Raw genomic sequence first — 18,056 nt, forward strand, 5'->3', positions numbered from 1 at the left:
GGCGGGCCCACCCGTCCTCGCGAAAGACGTCGTCAGCAAGGAGCGCTCCCCATGACCACCAGCACCGCGACGATCGACCTCAACGCCGACCTGGGCGAGGGCCTGGGCAGCTGGTCGATGGGCGACGACCTGGCCCTGCTCGACATCGTCACCAGCGCCAACGTGGCCTGCGCCTTCCACGCCGGCGACCCCTCGATCATGCGGACGGTGACGTCGGCCGCGGCCGAGCGCGGCGTGGCGATCGGGGCCCACGTGGCCTACCGCGACCTGCACGGCTTCGGGCGTCGCTTCATCGACATGGAGCCGGAGGCGCTGCGCGACGAGGTGCTCTACCAGATCGGCGCCCTGGAGACCTTCGCCCAGCGGGCCGGCACGACTGTCGCCTACTGCAAGCCGCACGGCGCCCTCTACAACACCATCGCCCAGCACCCCGAGCAGGCAGGGGCCGTCGCCGAGGCGCTGCGGGAGTTCCGCCCCGGCCTGCCGGTGCTCGGGCTGCCCGGCTCGGTCTGGCTCGAGGCGGCGGCCGCCGCCGGGCTGACCCCGGTGGGCGAGGCCTTCGCCGACCGCGTCTACACCCCCGAGGGCTCGCTGGTCTCGCGCCGCGAGGGCGGCTCGGTCCTGCACGACGCGCAGGTCATCTCGCAGCGCTGCGTCTCGATGGCCACGGGCCAGGGGATCGAAGACCACCGGGGCGGGACCCTCGTGCTCGAGGCCCGCTCGATCTGCGTCCACGGCGACACCCCAGGGGCCGTCGAGATCGCCCGCGCGGTGCGGGACGCGCTGGATGCCGCCGGCGTCACGGTGCGGCCGTTCGCCACGGCCTGAGAACGTGTGGCGCACGTCACAGCAACGGCGTGTAACGAATGCGGACCCTCGAGCGATCTATCCCGTGACCGCGTTGCTATCCGGACCCCCCGAGCGGATAGCAACGCGGTCTCTGCATGTCCCGGGAGGGCCCGGGCGAGCGTGCCCGACAGCTAACTCCCAAGGCGGGCCGGACCGGCCCGTTCCCCGCTGTGACGCACCTCACGCTACCGGCTGGTAACGAATCGCCCCCCTCGAGCGATGTACCTGGTGACCGCGTTGCCATCCGGACCCCCCGAGCGGATGGCAACGCGGTCTCTGCGTGTCCGGGCAGCCCCTTGCCTGGGCGGGTATGCCGTGTCGCGGCGCCCTTGCGGTGCCACGTGACGCACGTCACACTTCTTCCGTGTAACGAATCCGTGCGCCCGACGATCTATCCCGTGACCGCGTTGCTATCCGGACCCCCCGAGCGGATAGCAACGCGGTCTCTGCGTTCCCGAGGCGCCACACGGGGCGCTGCAGAGCCAGGGTTCTAGGCTTCGCGCGTGGACGTGCTCGGACTTCTCATCGCCCTCATGCTCGGCACCATCGCGATGGTCAGCGTCGGGGAGCGGCTCCGGCTCCCGTGGCCGGCGCTGATGGTGCTCCTCGCGATGCTCGTCGGCCTGGTGCCCGCCTGGCGCGAGATCTCCATCGATCCGCACCTGATCCTGCCGCTCTTCCTCCCGCCGCTGCTCTACGCCACCGCCCAGCGCACGTCGTGGGCGCTCTTCCGGCACCGGTGGCGCGCGGTCGTGGGGCTGGCGCTCATCCTCACCGCCGTCACCATCGCCACGGTGGCGGGCACCGTCGCGGCCATCGTCCCGGGGGTCACGCTCGCCGCGGCCATCGCGATCGGTGCGGCGGTCGCGCCGCCCGACCCGGTCGCGGTCGAGGCCGTCGCCGGGCCGGTCGGCATCCCGCGACGGCTGACCGCGACCCTGCAGAGCGAGGGCCTGTTCAACGACGCCGTCGCGATCGTCGTCTTCACCGCGGCCGTGTCCGCCACGCAGACCGACCGGCCCTTCGGCCTCGACATCGTGGGCGAGTTCCTGCTCGGCCTCGTGCTGGCCGTCGCGATCGGCCTCGCCGCCGCCTGGGGCGCGAGCTGGCTCGGCGACCACGTCGGCGCCCCGGCCGGCCGCAACGCGATCACGCTCGTGCTGCCGTTCGCCGTCTACGTGCTCGCCGAGGAGGTGCACGCCTCCGGCGTCGTCGCGGTCGTGGTGACCGCCGTCCAGATGGCGAGCATGCGCGGCGAGGACGAGGTGGAGGAACGGCTCACCGGCAAGGCCTTCTGGGACGTCGTGGAGCTGCTGGTCACCGGCGTCGCCTTCGGCCTCGTGGGCATCGAGGTCTACCACGTGGTCGTCGAGGCCGGGGACGAGCTGACCGGCATGCTCGGCCGTGCGCTGGTCGTCAGCCTCGTCGTCATCGGCACCCGCGCCCTGTGGATGGCCGGGGTCTGGCTGGCGCGGCGCAGGTCGACCGACGAGAGCCTGCCCGTCCGCACCTGGAAGGAGGCGGTGCTGCTCACCTGGAGCGGCATGCGCGGCCTCGCCACCCTTGCCCTGGCGCTCGCGATCCCCACCGTCGCCGCCGACGGCACCCCGATCGCGATCCGGGACGAGCTGCTCGTCATCGCGGCCGCCGTCGTGGTGGCGACGCTGGTGCTGCCCGCCTTCACCCTGCCGTGGCTGGTGCGCGCCCTCGCCCTGGCCGACGACCACGGCGCCGAGCGTCGTGCCGAGCTCCAGCTGGCCCGCCGGGCCAGCCGCGCCGCGGTCGCCTCGCTGCGGGAGCGCGAGGGGGACGTGCCCGAGGAGATCCTGGCCCGGGTCGAGGAGTCGCTGCGCCACCTCGACGAGGTGCTCGCCGGCGAGGCGCCCGAGGAGCACGTCGAGCGGGTGCGCGAGCTCAGCCGACTGCGCGCCGTCGCCAACGACGTGCGCCGTCAGGCGTTGGTGGCCGCGCGCGCCGAGGTGCTGCGCGCCCGGCAGGAGCCCGGGGTGGACCCGGAGGTGGCCGACCGGGTGCTGCGCGAGCTCGACCTGCGCACCCCGCCCGGTCCGCTGCAGTGGACCCAGGGGCACTGACGAGGCACCGCATACCGGACCACCCCGGCCTGGAGGAGGTGCTGGACGCCCTCCACGCGGGCTGACGGATGGTTGGATGGATCTCCACCGCGCCGGGGGACCATCCCGGCGCAGAACGGAGGGGTCGATGACGGCAGGACAGGTGGCCGACCGGCAGGGCGGCGGGGCTTCGTTGCGCGAGCGGGTGCCCGCGCCGATCTACAGGGTAGGGGAGCTGGTGTGGACCTCGGCGCCGCTGACGCGCACCCGACGGGGGCTGCTGCGCGCCGGCACCAAGGCGCTCACCTCGGCCTACTCGCTCTACAAGGTCCATCCGGCCACCTGGCGGGCCACCGCCACCCACTACCAGCCGTGGATGGGGGAGTTCGCCCGCCTGCACGCCTGGATGACCTGCCAGATGAGCGCGCTGCACGTGCCGGCCTACCGCGACTACCTGCAGGAGCGCGACTGGCGCTTCCGGTGGTGGGACCTGACCAACTACCCCGAGACGGACAAGTCCGCCTACGTCACGGCCTACCCGGAGGAGCAGCGGTGCTGGCACGGGCGGCTGTCGATGGTCGGCACGCTCGTTGACGAGTCCTCCGGCTCCAGCGGCACGCCGTTCAACTGGGTGCGCGGGCGGCGCGAGCTGGCCGACATCCACCGCAACGTCGCCGGCTTCACCTCGCTGATGATGCGCCACGAGGAACGCCTGTTCGTCATCAACGCCTACTCGATGGGCGCGTGGGCGACGGGCACCAACACCGGCATCGCGATGGCCAAGGTCGCGATGGTCAAGAACACCGGCCCCGACCTCGACAAGATCGTCGACACGATCCGGCACTTCGGCCCGGGGTTCACCTACCTCGTCACCGCCTACCCGCCCTTCCTCAAGGACCTGCGCGACCGCCTCGACGCCGACGGCTTCGACTGGGACGCCCACCGCCTGCACGGGCTGGTGGGCGGCGAGGGCATGACCGAGGCGCTGCGCGACTACTGCGAGGAGCGCTTCCTCACGGTGCGCTCGGGCTACGGCGCCTCCGACCTGACGATCGGGATCGGCGGCGAGACCGACCTGACCGTCTGGCTGCGCAAGCGGCTGCTCGACGACCCCGGGCTGCGCGCGGCGATCCTGGGCGGGGACGAGACGCGCACGCCGATGGTCTTCCAGTACAACCCCCTCGAGACCTACCTCGAGGTCAACGAGCAGGGCCAGCTGCTGTGCACGCTCACGTCGACCTCGGTGCTCAGCCCCAAGCTGCGCTACAACATCAACGACGAGGCGCGGCTGATGGACTGGCAGGAGCTGTCGGGCGTCCTCGCGCAGCGCCCCGACTGGGCCGCCGGGTCGGCCGAGGCGTTCGCCCGGCAGGGGATGAAGCTCCCGCTGCTGCTGCTCTTCGGCCGGGCCGACGCCACGATCTCCTTCATGGGCGCCAACATCTACCCCCAGGACGTCGAGAACGGCCTCTACGACGACCCCGAGCACGCCGCCCGGATCGCCTCCTTCACGCTCAGCCTGGAGGACGTCGAGGGCGACGCCACCCGCCAGCAGCCGGTCATCCACGTCGAGCTGCGCGAGGACGTCGAGCTCACCGAGGCGGACCGTGCCGACCTGGCGGATGCCGTCCGGCAGGGCGTGCTGGGCCACCTGGCCCGCGTCTCCCGTGACTTCGCCGAGTCGCTCAAGGAGTCCGACCGGGCCGGCGAGGTGCGGGTGCTCGTGCACGCCGCCGGGACGGGGCCGTTCGCCGGCAGCAGCACCAAGCTCAAGCGCGTCTACCTGCGCAAGGACCAGGGGCGGGTATGAGGTTCTGGCGCGCCTCCGCGGACGAGCCGCCCGGCACCGGCGCGGACGCCGTCTTCGTCGGGGCCACCCGCTACTCCGGGCCGCGGGCCTGGCTGCGGCTGGCTCCGCGGTGGACCCGGATGGTGGCCCAGATGCGACGCCTGCCCGGCTACCGCGCGCACGGCGTCTACTGGTCGCCCCCGTGGAGCCTGGGCACGGTCGGCTTCTTCGCCACCCGTGAGGACCTGCTGACCTTCGCCCGCAGCGGCGAGCACCGCGAGCTCATGACCTGGGTCGTGGGTGAGGACCGGCGGCGCGCGACCGGCGGCTACATCCGGCTGTTCCGAGCGGTCGACCCGCCGGGGGCGGCCGAGGACGCGGACGGCGTCGAGCAGGACGCGCGCCGCACGATCCAGGAGGACGCCGATGCGCACCGATGACTTCTCCAGGGCCCCGCGTATCGCGCAGGCGGGGGCGATGTTCGTCGGCGGCACGCGCTACACCGGGCCGCTGGCGTGGACCCGGCACGCGCGTCGCTACCGCACGATGATCCGCCAGATGGAGCGCTTCCGCGGCTACTGCGGCCACCGCACCTACTGGCAGCCGCCGTGGACGCTGGGCACGGTCGCCTGGTTCGAGACGATGGACGACCTCATGCTCTTCGCCCGCACCGGCGTGCACCGCGAGCTCATGGAGTGGGTGGTCGACCGCAAGCACGCGACCGGCGGCTGGATCCGCGTCTACGAGGCGAGCCCGCACGGCTACTCCAACGGGGTGTGGCGTGCGGAGGGCGACGTGATGGCGACCATCGAGACCTTCACGCCGATCGGACGGGAGGTCGAGGGCCCGCCGGTCGTCCGACGTCGCCGGACGACCTCCGGTGCTGGTGGTGAGCCGGGCGTCGAGGCCGGCACGGGCACCGATCCCGGGGCGGCCCCGTGACCGCGACGGTCACGCCGGTGCGCTCGCGCGCCGACCTGCGCGAGTTCGTCCGGCTCCCGCTGCGGCTGCACCCCCGCAGCCACCACGTGCCGCTCTGGGAGAGCACGATCCGGGGCTGGCACCGCGGCGTCGGCCCCCACACCCGGTTCGGCGACGTGCGCCTCGTCCTGGCCCGCGACGCGGAGGGGATGGTCGTCGGCCGGGCGACACTGCATACCGACCGGCGCATGGACGACAAGCTGGGTGCGCCCACGCTGCTGCTCGGCGCGGTCGAGGTGCACGACGCGGACGCGCTGCGGGCGATCGTGCGGCACGCCGAGGTCGAGGCCGCCCGCACCGGCCGCAGCTCTCTCTTCGGGCCCTGCTCGCTGCTGCCGAACCAGACCGGGGGCGTGATCACCTCGGGCTTCGACCAGCGCGGCTTCCTCGACTCGCCCTGGAACCCCGACTGGGTCCCGGCCGCCTGGGAGGGCGCCGGCTTCGAGCCCGTTCTGCCCGCCGCGACGTGGATCTGCGAGGACCTCGGCGCGCTCGACCCCGACGAGGTCTTCCCGCGGGGCGAGCTCGCGCCCGACCTGCAGCTGCGCCACGGCGACCGCAGGCACCTCGACGAGCAGCTGCCGCTGCTGCGCACGATGCTCAACGCCAGCTTCGCCGAGCTGCCCTACTTCACCCAGATCGAGGCCGACGAGCTCGAGGCCGCGACCGACGGCCTGGCCCACCTGCTCGACGAGTCGCTGCTGCTCTTCGTCACCCGCGGCGACGACCCGCTCGCGTTCGTGCTGACCGTGCCGGACCTGTCGGAGTTCGTCATGAGCACCGGCGGCCGTCTCACCCTGCTCGACCAGGTGCGCCTGCTGGCGACCCGCGGCCGCTACCGCCGCGAGGCGATCCTCATCATCAAGGGCACGGTGCCGTCGGCCCGGGGACTGGGCCTGATGTCGGTGCTGTCGCGCGAGCTGCTCCGCAACCTGCGGGCGGGCGGTTACGAGCGGCTGCGGGTGACCTTCGTGGGCGAGGAGAACACCGCTTCGGCCGCGCAGTTCGCGGCGATGGGCGGTCGTCCTCTGCACGGCGTGACGTTCTACCGGATGGACCTCGCGTGAGCGGCTCGACGACCGCACGCCGCGGGGGTATGCCGTGAGCTGGGCCGAGGAGGTCCTCGCCCGTCGGGAGGTCTGGGGCCGGGCGCCGTCGGCGCACAACACCCAGCCGTGGCTGGTGACCGTCGTTCAGGACGGCGAGGACCACGTGCTGCGCGTCGGCTGGGACGAGGCCCGGCACCTGGCGGTCGGCGACCCCACGCGCCGCGACCTGCTGCTGGCCCTCGGCACCCTCGTCCAGTCGCTGGTCGTCGTGGCCGCCGACCTGGGGGAGCAGGTGGGCGCGCGATGGGAGGTGGACGTCGCCACCCGTTGCGCGGCCACGCTCCACCGCACCGCCCCCCTGCAGGGCGACCGCCCGGTCCCGTGGACCTCGGCCGACCTGGTCGCCCGTCGCACCGCCCGGTCCGCCTACCGCGAGCCGGGGCTGACCGCCGCCGAGGTGGTGGAGGTCGCGGCCGCCGCGCAGCTGCCCGACCGCGTCGGGCTGGAGGTCGTCGACCCCGCGTGGGTGGACACCTGGCTGCCGGTCGCGGACCGCTGGGCGCTGGAGGGGCCGGCCGCGGCCGAGCTGGCGCGCTGGCTGCGGCTATCGCGCCGTCACCCGCGCTACGAGCTCGACGGGCTGACCGACGAGGCCCTGGGACTGAGCAGGATCGAGGCCGCCGGGCTGCGGCTGGCCGTCACCGGTCCCGGGCGGGCCGTCCTCGCCCGCACCGTTGCCGGCCGGCTCGTCGCCTCGTCCGCCACGGCCCGCCCGCTCGGCACCGTCGTGGCCCTGACGGCTCCCGCGGGGCCGAGCCTCGGCGACCGCGGCCGCCTCGGGGAGGCGCTGCTGCGCGTCTGGCTGGCCGCCGCGGACCGGGGCTGGTCGGCGCACCCGTTGAGCGCGCTCCTGGACTGCCCGGAGAGCCTCGCCGCCTGGCCCGCCGCCCGGGGCCGGGCCCCCATCGCGGTCTTCCGCCTCGGCGTGCCGACCCGACCGGCGTCGCGGTCGGCCCGGCTGCCTCAGCCCCCGGTCGGTGCGTAGCCGGCGCCGTAGGTCGCCACGTAGCCGGACAGGTCGCCCTCGCGCAGCCCGGCGGCCAGCTCGGCGAGCCGGGCCTCGTCGAGGAGGTTCACCGAGGCCCCGGTCGCGGTGGTGCCGAAGCCGGTGATCGGGACGGACAGCGAGGTGATGCCCTCGGGGCCGAGCCGGGAGCCGACCTCGACCAGGGCCAGCAGCTCGGGCAGCCCCAGGTCGCCCTGCAGGTCGACGCCGTCGCGCAGCAGCGGCAGCAGCTCGAGCAGCCGGGCCGGGTCCTCGGCCCGGACCTGGGCGAGACGCTCGGTCATGCCGAGCAGCGCGGCCCGGTGCCGCTCGGCACGGTCGAGGTCACCCAGGGGCAGGCCCTGCCGCTGCCGGACGTAGGCCAGCGCCTCGGCGCCCTCGAGGCGGATCCGGCCCTCGGGGAAGACCACCTCGCGTCCTTCGGCGTCGGTCGCGGTGCTGGCGTGGCGGTTGACGACCTCGAAGCCGCCCAGCCATCGGGTCAGGTCCTCGAAGACGACGAAGTCCGAGGTCGCCACGAGGTCGATCTCGAGCCCGCCGAGCAGGTCGGAGACGGTCTCCTCCAGCAGGGGAGCACCACCGAGCGCCCACGCCGCGTTGACCTTGTCGGGCCCGACGCCGGGGATCTCGACCAGGCAGTCGCGGGGGACCGAGACGAGCGTCAGGGCGTCATGGTCGGCCGAGAGCTGGGCGACCACGACGACGTCGGCCCGCCCCGCGGGGTCGTCCCCGCGCCCGTCCGTGCCGACGACGAGCGCGGTCAGGGGTCCCTCGGGCAGCCCCGCTCCGACGGGGGGACCGGACGTCGCCGCAGCCTCGTCGGGAGGAGGTGAGGTCGTCGGATCGCTCTCGTCCGTCGTCGGCGCGGGGTCGAGCGAGGTCGTCCCGTCCACCGGGTCGTCCGCATCCGTCGGGCCCGTCGGCTCGTCGCCCCCGGTGCAGGCCGCGACCAGCAGCGCGGCGGCGGCGAGGACGGGCGCCATGGCGGCCGGCCCTCGTCTCACGGCAGCAGCTCCGGCGTCAGCCCGAGTGGCTCTCGTGCCCGCCCGTGCCCACGTCGGCCCGGTCCCCGGACAGCCAGCCGGACACGTCCTCGCGGGTCTGCGATCCGCGCTCGGCCAGCATGTCGCTCATCAGCCGGATCTCGCCGACCTGGGCGTCGACCATGCGCTGGGCCGCCGCCAGGACCTCCGGGTCGCGGGCCAGGCCCAGCACGGCCTCGGCCATCTCGACGCCGGCGATGTGGTGGGTCGTCATGAGCTGGAGGAAGAGGACCTCCGCCTCCTCGCCCTGCGCGTCGGTGAGCTCCTGGATCTCGACGGGGGTCGCCATACCCGGCATGGAGACGCCCGCGGGCAGCTCCATGGAGGCGTGGTCGTGACCCTCCATCCACTCCATCGGCTCGCCGCCGCGGGCACGGGGCAGGCCCCACTCGATGAGCCAGGCCGCCATCTGCCCGCGCTCGAAGTTCTGGTTGTTGTCGATGTCGATCGCCAGCCGGCGCACGTCCTCGTCGTCGGTGCGCTGCATGACCAGCTGCGACATCTGGACCGCCTGGGCGTGGTGCTCGCTCATGTCGCGGGCGAAGCCGGCCTCCGCGCTGTCGTCGCCAGGGTGGTGCGGGTCGAAGACCAGCCAGCCCAGCAGCGTGCCGAGGCAGAGCGCGGCTATCGTCACGACCGCCAGGGCGGGGGCCCCGAAGGTGCGCCAGCGGTCGCGCGCGGGGAGCTCGGCACGGGGCGCCACGTCGGCACCGGGCACGCCCGGACCGCCCGCACCCGCGTCGTCGACCCGGGCGTCCTCGAAGCGGCCCTGCCCGGTCATCGCCCGAGCAGCGAGGTCGACGTCCCGCCCGTGCAGGCGGCGCCCGGCTCGGGCGTCTGCGGGCCCTGGCGGTACTCGCGGATGAAGGCCCGCAGGGTCTTCTCGTCGGCGGTGTCCAGCTCGAGCTGGTGGTCCCACGCGGTCGCGATGACCGGGGACTCCTGCTCGGGCACGGGGGAGACCAGCATGTAGTCGGAGTCGCCGAGGTCCTTGAGGATCTTCACCTGGTCCTCGGGCAGATCCTCGCGGTAGGTCAGCCAGACGGCGCCGTGCTCCAGCGAGTGGACCGCGTGCTCGGTCCGGATCGGCTCGTCGTAGACGCCGCAGTTCCACCACGCCGGGTGGTGCGGGCCGCCGGCCGGGACGACGGAGTCGTACTCGATCGGCTCGGTGCGGTGGTCGGCGGACTCGTTGTCGAAGACCTTGACCGCGGAGAGGTCGGCGTTGACCGGGCTGTCCCTGATGATGGCGGCGGCGACGATGCCGACGATGAGCGCGACGACCAGGGCGGCGGAGCCCCAGATGATCGCGCCGCGGCGGCGCTCGGCCGAGGCGTTGGCCTTCTGGATCTGGGCCACCTTGGAGGCGCGGTCGTTGGCGGTGGCGCGGTCGGGTCGGGGCACGCGTTGCTCCTGGCTCGGCACTGGGGAGCCAACGGCTCCGTCGGACGTTGGAGGACAGGGTAGGGGGTCCGCCTGGGAGGCTGCTGGTGAGGGGTCTGGGACAATCGCTCGGGTGACCTCCCCCGACGCGCCGTCCATGCCCGCCCGACGCCCCGGCCAGATCACCCGCCGGCTGTGCGCCGCGGTCCTGCTCGGTCAGGCGATCAGCGTCTTCTTCGGGGCCCTCGTCGCCTGGCAGCTCGACAAGGCCCTCGGCGGCGGCACCGGCGACCTGCTGCTGTGGGGCGGGTCGGGGCTGGCGGTCCTCTGCCTCGTCGCCGCCGGCGCCATGCGGAGCCGGGTCGGCCTGCTCCTCGGCTGGCTCTGCCAGGTGCTCACGCTGGCCAGCGCGCTCGTGCTGCCCGCGATGGTCGTCGTCGCCCTGCTCTTCGGTCTCCTGTGGTGGGTCTGCGTGCGCCACGGCCTCCGGATCGACGCCGAGCGGGCCCGCCTGGCCGCCCAGGCCGGCTGACACCGCATACCCTTCCCTGGTCCGACCGCCCCTCCCTAGGAGCACTCCTTCGTGGACTTCCTCACCGCCATCGTGCTCGGCCTCGTCCAGGGGCTCACCGAGTTCCTGCCGATCTCCTCCAGCGCCCACATCTCGATCGTCGGGCGGCTGATGGGGGCTGAGGACCCGGGCGCCGCCTTCACCGCCATCTCCCAGCTCGGGACCGAGGCGGCGGTGCTGCTCTACTTCTGGCGCGACATCGTGCGCATCATCCGGGCGTGGGCCGCGTCGCTGGCGGGCCGGATCCCGCGCACCGACCCCGACGCCCTGCTCGGCTGGTGGGTCATCGTCGGCACCATCCCGATCGGGGTGCTGGGGCTGCTGCTCCAGGACTGGATCGAGGCGGAGTTCCGCTCGTTGTGGATCACCGCGACCATGCTGCTGGTCTTCGCGTTCGTCATCCTGGCCGCCGAGCGGTGGGGCAAGCAGCAGCGCGAGCTCACGCAGATGACCTGGAAGCACGGCCTCGCCTTCGGTCTGTGGCAGGCCCTGGCGCTGATCCCGGGCGTGTCGCGCAGCGGCGGCACGATCGCCGGTGGTCTCTTCATGGGCTACACCCGCGAGGCGGCGGCCCGCTACTCCTTCCTGCTGGCCATCCCGGCCGTGATCGCCAGCGGCGGCTACCAGGTCGCCAAGGTTGTCGCGGGCGACGCGAGCGGCTCCGGCACCGCGTGGGGGCCGATCGCCGTGGCCACCCTCATCGCCTTCGCCGTGGGGTATGCCGTGATCGCCTGGTTCATGCGCTACATCAGCACGCACACCTTCACGCCGTTCATGGTCTACCGGATCGTGCTGGCGCTGGTGCTCTTCGCCCTGCTGGGGTTCGGCGTCCTGGAGGCCTGAGGTCGGACCGGTCCCGGGGGAACTACCCTGGGAGGCGTGACCGACAACCCCCAGACCGAACGTTCCCTCGTCCTCGTCAAGCCCGACGGCTTCCGCCGTGGGCTGTCGGGGGAGGTCCTGCGCCGCATCGAGGCCAAGGGCTACACCCTGGTGGCGCTGGCCGTCACCACCCCCACCCGCGAGCAGCTCGAGGCGCACTACGCCGAGCACGAGGGCAAGCCGTTCTACGAGCCGCTGCTGGAGTTCATGTCCTCCGGCCCGGTGACCGCCGCCGTCATCGAGGGCCAGGGCTGCATCGCCGGCTTCCGCTCGCTCTCCGGCGCGACCGACCCGACCGCGGCGGCACCCGGCACCATCCGTGGCGACCTCGGCCGTGACTGGGGCCTCAAGGTCCAGCAGAACATCGTGCACGGCTCCGACTCCCCGGAGTCGGCGGCCCGCGAGATCGCCATCTGGTTCCCCGGTCTGGCCTGACCGACCCCGCACGACACACGGCGCGCCGCCGTCCCTCCGGGGCGGCGGCGCGCGTGCCTTCCGGTCCTCGTCATCGGCCTCGTCGTCGGCCCCGTCATCCTCGGGACGGACCCGGTGGCGACCCCGGTCGTCCTGGCGATGTATCTGGGCGGCCACCCCTGTCTCTGACAGGGTGCGCGGCACTACGCTGGCCGTGTCCTGACCGCAGGGAGAGGGGACCGACATGCCCAAGGAGATCAAGCCCGGCACCATCGGCGGCGCGAGCACCGGCGACGACGGCGGCCAGACGGGCGACGGCAAGGGTGGCTACCTGTCCGGGCAGGGTGGTGACCCGGGCGGCACGACCGACACGACCGACGGCGGGTCCGAGTGACCGGAGGCCCCGGGACCGAGGCCGGCACCGCCCGGCCCTCGCTGGCGCAGCGTGCCGGCGAGCGCTTCGCCGACTACCGCGCCGGCCGCCTGGAGGCGATGGGCGAGCTCGTCGAGCTGCTCACGCCCATGCTCTGGCAGGTCGCGCGCTCCCACGGCTGCGCGGCCCACGCCGCGGAGGACGCCGTGCAGGAGGTCTGGCTGCGGCTGGTCGACCACGCCGACGACGTGCGCGACCCGCGCGCCGTGCTGGGCTGGCTCGTCACCGCGGTCAAGCGTGAGGCCTGGCGCGACGGCCGGGCCGCGCGCCGCGACAACTACGACGAGAGCGGCACCGTCGACCCGGGCGAGACCGCCGAGGATCCCGAGACGCTGGCCATCCTCACCGAGCGGCAGCGCACCCTGTGGGCGGCCGTGTCCGACCTTCCGGAGCGCTGCCGGGTGCTCCTGCGGCTGGTGGCCTTCGTCGACCGCCCCGACTACGACCAGGTCTCGACGGCGCTCGGTATGCCGCGGGGCAGCATCGGCCCCACGCGCGGCCGGTGCCTCGACAAGCTGCGGCGCTCCCTCGCCGCCGACCCACGATGGGTGGACGCATGAACATGACCGACACGGGCCTGGAGCCCCTGGACAGCACCGACGAGGCGATCCTGCGCGAGCTGCGCGAGACCGCGTCGCGGCTCGACCCCTGCCCCGCCCACCTGACCGACCGCATCGCCTTCGCACTCACCGTGCGGGCGCTGCAGGCCGAGGTCGCCGAGCTGACCTCCCAGGCCGAGCTCGTCTCGCGGGCGCTGGCCGCCGAGGAGCCGGCGCAGGCGACGACGATCACCTACAGCACCGACAGCACGAGCATCATGGTCAGCGTGTCCTACGACGCGACCGGTCGCGCCCGGCTGGACGGCTGGCTCACGTGCGGGCCGGGCGAGGTGGAGCTCGACCTGGGTGGGCACGGCACCCGCAGCACGACCGCGGACCAGGACGGCCGTTTCGTCCTGGCCGACCTCCCGCACGGTCCCGCGCACCTGCTCGTCCGCCCTGACCAGGGGCGCGCCGTCGTGACGCCGCAGTTCACCCTCTGATCGCGACCGCGTAGATTCCGGGGACATGACGCCCTCCCCGGACGCAGCGGTGCCCGCCGGAGTCGCCACCCTCTTCGAGCAGGGACGGGTCACCAACACGGCGGGACGACCGGCCGAGGCCGAACGTCTCCTGCGGCGCGCCCTCGAGCACCTCGAGACCGGACGGCCGGTGCCCGACGTCGAGGACCAGGAGCCCTTCCCCGCCCTCGGCGAGGCGCCCGCGGGGGCCCTCGAGGCGTGGGTCCGCGTATGCCTGTCGTTGAGCACGTCCGTCGTCGAGCGTCACGGCCCGACGGCGGCACGACCGCTCGTCGAGCAGGCGCTGGCCGCCGCCGAGACGGTCCCGGCGGCCGGGGTCCGGCGCGCCCTCGGGGCGCTGGTCCGCTCCCAGCTGGCCGTCCTGCACGCCCGCGCCGGCCGACCCCGGGACGCGCTCGCCGAGCTCGACGTGGCCGCCGAGCAGCTGGACGCGCTCGGGCCGCGCGAGCAGTTCCCGATCCTCCTCACCCGGGGCTACCTGCGCCTCGACGTGCCCGACACCGACGGTGCGGCGGCCGACTTCGCCACCGCGGCCGAGCTGGCCGCCGCCAACGGGCTGGTCCGCCAGGAGTTCATGGCCCGGCACAACCAGGCGCTGGCCCTCTTCAACGCCGGCGACCTGCCCCGGGCGCTCTCGCTCATGCTCGCGGCCGACGAGCTGCCGACCGACATCTCCCGCGCCCCCGCCTGGCACGGCCGCGGGCTGCTGCTGCTCGAGGCCGGGCTGCTCGTCGAGGCCGTCGAGCTGCTCGAGCGCAGCACCGAGGCGGCCCTGGCCGACGGCCAGGAGATGCAGGCGGGCGAGTCGCTCATCGACCTGGCCCAGGGCCAGCTCGTGCTGGACGACCCGGTCGCCGCGATGGCGACCGCGGAGCGCGCCGCCCGCGCCCTGACCCGCGCCGGCGCCCCGGCCCTGCGGCGCCGGGCGGAGCTCGTGCGCCTGACCGCCCGGCTGCGCTCGGGCGCCGCCCCGGGGCGGGTGGCGGCGCGAGGGGCCAGGCTGGCCGAGCAGTTCGACCGCGACGGTGACCACGTCGCCGCCGACCTGGCCCGCCTGTTCGCCGCCGAGGCGCTCACCCGTCTCGGCCGGCACACCGAGGCCGTCGACCTGCTCGCCCGGTCGGCGGACCTGGCCCGCGTCGGGTCGCTCGGCACCCGCATGCGCACCCGGGCGGTGCTGGCGCGCGCGGCGCGGGCGGAGGAGGACCTGCGCGAGGCGCGGCGGCACGTCCGGGCCGCGCTGCGCGACCTGTCCACCGCGCTGACCGGCAGCGCCAGCCTCGACCTGCGCTCGGTGACCGTGCAGCACGCCCGGGACCTGGCCCGGCTGGACCTCGAGCTCGCCGGCGACGGAGCCGCGGCCCGGCTGGCCGCGATCGAGCGCTGGAACGACGTCTCCTCCCGCACCCCGGCTGTGCGTCCGCCGGCCGACCCCGGTCTCGCCCGGCAGGTCGCCCAGCTGCGCTCACTGGGGCAGGAGGTGCGCGACGAGCCCGACCGGGCCGGCGAGCTGCGCGACCGCATCCGTGCGCTCGAGCGGCGCATCGCCGCGGCGTCGTGGGCGAGCAGCGCGGACGCGACCCACGGCCCGCGTCGCGCCGTCGCGCTCCCGCTGGTCCGCGCCGAGCTGGAGCACCGTGGTGCCACCGCCGTCTGCTTCGCGGAGGTGGACGGCCGGCTCGGGGCCGCCGTCGTCACCGGCCGACGCACCCGGTGGGTCGACCTCGGCCCCGCGGGCGACGTGCACGAGCTCGTGCGGCGGCTGACCGCCGACCTCGAGGCCCGCGTCCGGGTGGGGTCCGGGCCCATGGTCGAGGTCGTCCAGGCCTCGCTGACGGCCTCGGCGCGGGCGCTCGACGATCGGGTCCTCGCCCCGCTGCGCGTCGAGGGACGACTCGTCGTCGTGCCCGTCCCCGCGCTGGCGGCCGTGGCCTGGGGCACGCTGCCGTCGCGCTCGGGCCGGCCCACCACGGTCGCGCCGAGCCTGGGCTCGTGGGTGCGCGGCGCCCGCGAGGTCACCTCGCCGCGGGCCGTCGCCCTGGCCGGGCCCGGGCTCCCGTCCGCCCTCGAGGAGACGGGCGGGGTGAGCTCCGTGTGGGGAGCCCCTCCGCCGGCCGACCTGGCGGTGTCGCAGGACCTGTCCGCGGGCCTGGCGGGTGCCGACGTCGTGCACGTCGCCGCCCACGGCAGCCACCGCTCCGACAGCCCGCTCTTCTCCTCGCTGTGGCTGCAGGACGGCCCGGCCTTCCTGGCCGACCTGGAGCGCGCCGACCGCAGCGCCTCGCACGTCGTCGTCTCGGCCTGCGAGGCGGGCCGGGTCCAGGCGCGTGGTGGTGCCGCGACCCTCGGTCTGGCCAGCGGGCTGCTCTCCCTCGGCGTCGGGAGCGTCGTCGCCTCGCCCTGCCGCGTGCCCGACGCCACCGCCGCCGACGTCATGCCGCGCTACCACCGTGCGCTCGCCGACGGGCTCGAGGTCGACGAGGCGCTCGCCGCGGCCGCGTCGGCCTCCGACCTGCCGCTCGCGGGGGCCTTCGTCGCCTGGGGCTCGCCCTGGTCGGTGGCGTCCCCCTGACGTGGGGGCGACCCTGACGTGGGGATCGCCCTGCCGGGTCGCTGTCTCCCGACCCGGGACCCACCTTGCGTCCCCGCGCCCGATCCCGCTGCGCCTCCCGGTTGCGCGCGGGAACCCACCTCGCAAGAGTGTGATCCAGGCCACCCGTCCGGGCGGCCGATCGCGGAGGAGGCAGCATGAGCACGCAGGACAGCAGCAACCCGACCGGTGGCACCGAGGAGTTCGACGACTCAGGGCTGGGCGCCGATGACGTGCACGAGGCCTTCGAGTCGATGGAGGCGGCGTCCGAGGGCGGTGCCTCGCTCGACGGTGGGGCTGACGGAGGTGCCGACGGCGGGGCCGACGGGGGAGCGGACGGTGGCGCTGATGGTGGTGCCGACGGCGGGGCGGATGTCGGCTCCGGTGGCGGAGGTGGCGCGGGCGAGTCGCTGACCGGTGCCGTGGGCGCCGACGGCCACGCGGGGTCCGGCGGTGACGGCGGTGCCGATGGTGGCGCTGACGGCGGTCCCGATGGTGGTGCGGACGGCGGTGCCGACGGCGGCGCTGATGGTGGTGCGGACGGCGGAGCCGACGGTGGTGCCGACGGGCACGCCGGTTGAGCGCTGAGCCTCCGGCCCCGGTGACCGACCGCCCGACCCTGCGGCGCCTCCTCGGCGCCGACGGGCCGGAGGCACTGGTGGAGTGCTGGGGCCGACGCCCCCTGCTGCGCACGGCTGCCGAGCGGGGCGGGGACGACGTCGGCGACCTCTTCTCCCTCGAGGCCGTCGACGAGCTCGTCTCGCGCCGTGGGCTGCGCACGCCCTTCCTGCGGGTGGCCAAGGACGGGTCCACGCTGCCCGAGCGGCAGTTCACGTCGGGCGGCGGGATCGGCGCCGGCATCGGCGACCAGGTCAGCGAGGACCGGCTGCTCCAGCTCTTCGGCGACGGGGCCACGATCGTGCTGCAGGGGCTGCACCGCACCTGGGACCCGGTGCGCCGGGCCGCGGCCGGGCTGGCCGCCGACCTCGGCCACCCGGTCCAGGTCAACGCCTACGTCACGCCGCCGCAGAACCAGGGCTTCTCCGCCCACTACGACGTCCACGACGTGGTCGTCGTCCAGGTCCACGGCCGCAAGCGCTGGACGATCTCCGAGCCCGTCCTGCCGGCTCCGCTGCGCGACCAGCCCTGGACCGACCGGGCGGCCGAGGTCGCCGCGCGGGCCCGGGAAGCGGCATACCTCGACGTGGACCTCGCGCCCGGCGACGTCCTCTACCTGCCCCGCGGCTGGATCCACGCCGCCCGGGCGCTCGGGGGCGTCACGGCGCACCTGACGTTCGGCATCCACCAGTGGACCCGGCACCACCTGGCCGAGGCGATCGTGGAGCGCGCCACGACACGGCTGGGTGACGACCCCGACCTGCGGGCGTCCCTGCCCCTCGGCCCCGACCTCACCGACCTGGGCTCTCTCGCGGAGGAGGTCGCCGGGGCGCGGCGGGCGCTGCTGCGCGCGATCGAGGAGCTGCCCGACACCGAGGTGCTGCGGGTGCTGCGGCGGCGCGAGCGGGCCGCGCAACGTCCCGAGCCGCTCGGCCCGCTCGCCCAGCTCGCCGCCGCCGAGGAGCTCACGGCGGACACGGTCCTGCGCCTCCGCGAGGCCCTCCTCGTCGACCTGCTGCCGGGGCCGGAGGAGGGGACCGTCGTCGTCTCGTCCCGGGCCGGCCGCCTGACGCTCGACAGCCACCACGTCCCCGCGCTGCGCGCCCTGCTCGACGCCCGGTCCGGCCGCGTCGCCGATCTCGCGGCAGATCCGGCGACGGCTCTCGACCTGGGCCGCCGGCTCGTGCGGCACGGCCTCGTCCTGGTCGACGGCGGACGGCTGGGAGACTGACCCC

At 74.8% G+C, this 18,056-nt stretch carries 19 protein-coding genes; 15 read left to right on the forward strand and 4 right to left on the reverse strand.

Going from position 1 to position 18,056, the window contains the following annotated elements:
* The first annotated feature begins 51 nt into the window (after nucleotides 1-51).
* The 7 genes from FB476_RS05080 to FB476_RS05110 all read left to right on the forward strand — a co-directional run bounded on the left by FB476_RS05080 (nucleotide 52) and on the right by FB476_RS05110 (nucleotide 7,785).
* Complete coding sequence (locus FB476_RS05080; protein WP_141817817.1) at nucleotides 52-828, forward strand: LamB/YcsF family protein; 777 nt, start codon at nucleotides 52-54, stop codon at nucleotides 826-828.
* A gap of 524 nt (nucleotides 829-1,352) precedes the next feature.
* Nucleotides 1,353-2,942: a cation:proton antiporter gene (locus FB476_RS05085; RefSeq protein ID WP_141817818.1), complete on the forward strand. Its 1,590-nt coding sequence runs from the start codon at nucleotides 1,353-1,355 to the stop codon at nucleotides 2,940-2,942.
* 127 nt (nucleotides 2,943-3,069) lie between these two features.
* Nucleotides 3,070-4,731, forward strand: coding sequence for a phenylacetate--CoA ligase family protein (locus FB476_RS05090; RefSeq protein ID WP_238329556.1), 1,662 nt, complete (start codon nucleotides 3,070-3,072; stop codon nucleotides 4,729-4,731).
* On the forward strand, nucleotides 4,728-5,150 hold the full coding sequence (locus tag FB476_RS05095) for a DUF4188 domain-containing protein (protein WP_141817819.1): 423 nt from the start codon (nucleotides 4,728-4,730) through the stop codon (nucleotides 5,148-5,150). Before FB476_RS05090 ends, FB476_RS05095 begins: the two co-directional genes overlap by 4 nt.
* Nucleotides 5,137-5,652 (forward strand): DUF4188 domain-containing protein, encoded by a 516-nt coding sequence (locus FB476_RS05100; protein ID WP_202876906.1) that lies wholly within the window; start codon nucleotides 5,137-5,139, stop codon nucleotides 5,650-5,652. Before FB476_RS05095 ends, FB476_RS05100 begins: the two co-directional genes overlap by 14 nt.
* Entirely contained in the window at nucleotides 5,649-6,758 is a 1,110-nt protein-coding gene (locus FB476_RS05105; protein WP_141817820.1) for a hypothetical protein, read from the forward strand. The genes FB476_RS05100 and FB476_RS05105 overlap by 4 nt, the downstream gene beginning before the upstream one ends.
* A gap of 34 nt (nucleotides 6,759-6,792) precedes the next feature.
* A complete protein-coding gene (locus tag FB476_RS05110) occupies nucleotides 6,793-7,785 on the forward strand; it encodes a hypothetical protein (RefSeq protein ID WP_141817821.1) in 993 nt (330 codons plus the stop codon).
* Here FB476_RS05110 and FB476_RS05115 read toward each other — a convergent pair.
* Genes FB476_RS05115 through FB476_RS05125 form a run of 3 tightly spaced genes read right to left on the reverse strand, consistent with a single transcriptional unit; the run spans nucleotide 7,764 to nucleotide 10,253 of the window.
* On the reverse strand, nucleotides 7,764-8,789 hold the full coding sequence (locus FB476_RS05115) for an LCP family protein (protein WP_141817822.1): 1,026 nt from the start codon (nucleotides 8,787-8,789) through the stop codon (nucleotides 7,764-7,766). The genes FB476_RS05110 and FB476_RS05115 overlap by 22 nt on opposite strands.
* Nucleotides 8,790-8,826: 37 nt before the next feature.
* Entirely contained in the window at nucleotides 8,827-9,630 is an 804-nt protein-coding gene (locus FB476_RS05120) for a DUF305 domain-containing protein (protein WP_141817823.1), read from the reverse strand.
* Nucleotides 9,627-10,253: a DUF3105 domain-containing protein gene (locus FB476_RS05125; RefSeq protein ID WP_141817824.1), complete on the reverse strand. Its 627-nt coding sequence runs from the start codon at nucleotides 10,251-10,253 to the stop codon at nucleotides 9,627-9,629. Before FB476_RS05125 ends, FB476_RS05120 begins: the two co-directional genes overlap by 4 nt.
* A 112-nt stretch (nucleotides 10,254-10,365) precedes the next feature.
* On the opposite strand from FB476_RS05125, the gene FB476_RS05130 reads away from it, so the two are divergent.
* From FB476_RS05130 to FB476_RS05155, 7 genes are all read left to right on the forward strand, one after another.
* Nucleotides 10,366-10,764: a DUF4233 domain-containing protein gene (locus FB476_RS05130; protein WP_238329557.1), complete on the forward strand. Its 399-nt coding sequence runs from the start codon at nucleotides 10,366-10,368 to the stop codon at nucleotides 10,762-10,764.
* A 51-nt stretch (nucleotides 10,765-10,815) separates the two neighbouring features.
* Nucleotides 10,816-11,646: an undecaprenyl-diphosphate phosphatase gene (locus tag FB476_RS05135; RefSeq protein WP_141817825.1), complete on the forward strand. Its 831-nt coding sequence runs from the start codon at nucleotides 10,816-10,818 to the stop codon at nucleotides 11,644-11,646.
* Nucleotides 11,647-11,682: 36 nt separating this feature from the next.
* Nucleotides 11,683-12,120, forward strand: a complete 438-nt coding sequence (gene ndk / locus FB476_RS05140; RefSeq protein WP_141817826.1) for a nucleoside-diphosphate kinase — start codon at nucleotides 11,683-11,685, stop codon at nucleotides 12,118-12,120.
* Nucleotides 12,121-12,343: 223 nt separating this feature from the next.
* The gene (locus tag FB476_RS16365) at nucleotides 12,344-12,493 is read left to right on the forward strand and encodes a hypothetical protein (RefSeq protein WP_170233526.1); all 150 of its coding nucleotides are present in this window, start codon (nucleotides 12,344-12,346) and stop codon (nucleotides 12,491-12,493) included.
* Entirely contained in the window at nucleotides 12,490-13,092 is a 603-nt protein-coding gene (locus FB476_RS05145; protein WP_238329558.1) for an RNA polymerase sigma factor, read from the forward strand. The genes FB476_RS16365 and FB476_RS05145 overlap by 4 nt, the downstream gene beginning before the upstream one ends.
* Entirely contained in the window at nucleotides 13,089-13,574 is a 486-nt protein-coding gene (locus FB476_RS05150) for a hypothetical protein (protein WP_141817827.1), read from the forward strand. The genes FB476_RS05145 and FB476_RS05150 overlap by 4 nt, the downstream gene beginning before the upstream one ends.
* 25 nt (nucleotides 13,575-13,599) lie before the next feature.
* Nucleotides 13,600-16,185, forward strand: a complete 2,586-nt coding sequence (locus FB476_RS05155) for a CHAT domain-containing protein (RefSeq protein ID WP_141817828.1) — start codon at nucleotides 13,600-13,602, stop codon at nucleotides 16,183-16,185.
* A gap of 230 nt (nucleotides 16,186-16,415) precedes the next feature.
* Here FB476_RS05155 and FB476_RS16370 read toward each other — a convergent pair whose 3' ends face one another.
* Nucleotides 16,416-16,775 (reverse strand): hypothetical protein, encoded by a 360-nt coding sequence (locus FB476_RS16370; protein ID WP_170233527.1) that lies wholly within the window; start codon nucleotides 16,773-16,775, stop codon nucleotides 16,416-16,418.
* Nucleotides 16,776-16,804: 29 nt separating this feature from the next.
* Between FB476_RS16370 and FB476_RS05165 the strand changes: the two genes are divergently transcribed.
* Nucleotides 16,805-18,052 carry a cupin domain-containing protein gene (locus tag FB476_RS05165; protein ID WP_238329559.1) on the forward strand — a complete coding sequence of 416 codons (1,248 nt, stop codon included), beginning with the start codon at nucleotides 16,805-16,807 and terminating at the stop codon, nucleotides 18,050-18,052.
* The last annotated feature ends 4 nt before the right edge of the window (nucleotides 18,053-18,056 follow it).

Source organism: Ornithinimicrobium humiphilum (assembly GCF_006716885.1).
GTDB lineage: Bacteria > Actinomycetota > Actinomycetes > Actinomycetales > Dermatophilaceae > Ornithinicoccus > Ornithinicoccus humiphilus.

What these genes read in the sequence shown, in the direction of transcription:
- FB476_RS05080 (WP_141817817.1), top strand. Translation starts at nt 52, where the DNA reads ATGACCACCAGCACCGCGACGATCGACCTCAACGCCGACCTGGGCGAG.
- FB476_RS05090 (WP_238329556.1), top strand. Translation starts at nt 3,070, where the DNA reads ATGACGGCAGGACAGGTGGCCGACCGGCAGGGCGGCGGGGCTTCGTTG.
- FB476_RS05095 (WP_141817819.1), top strand. Translation starts at nt 4,728, where the DNA reads ATGAGGTTCTGGCGCGCCTCCGCGGACGAGCCGCCCGGCACCGGCGCG.
- FB476_RS05100 (WP_202876906.1), top strand. Translation starts at nt 5,137, where the DNA reads ATGCGCACCGATGACTTCTCCAGGGCCCCGCGTATCGCGCAGGCGGGG.
- FB476_RS05115 (WP_141817822.1), bottom strand. Translation starts at nt 8,789, where the DNA reads ATGGCGCCCGTCCTCGCCGCCGCCGCGCTGCTGGTCGCGGCCTGCACC.
- FB476_RS05120 (WP_141817823.1), bottom strand. Translation starts at nt 9,630, where the DNA reads ATGACCGGGCAGGGCCGCTTCGAGGACGCCCGGGTCGACGACGCGGGT.
- FB476_RS16365 (WP_170233526.1), top strand. Translation starts at nt 12,344, where the DNA reads ATGCCCAAGGAGATCAAGCCCGGCACCATCGGCGGCGCGAGCACCGGC.
- FB476_RS05150 (WP_141817827.1), top strand. Translation starts at nt 13,089, where the DNA reads ATGAACATGACCGACACGGGCCTGGAGCCCCTGGACAGCACCGACGAG.
- FB476_RS05155 (WP_141817828.1), top strand. Translation starts at nt 13,600, where the DNA reads ATGACGCCCTCCCCGGACGCAGCGGTGCCCGCCGGAGTCGCCACCCTC.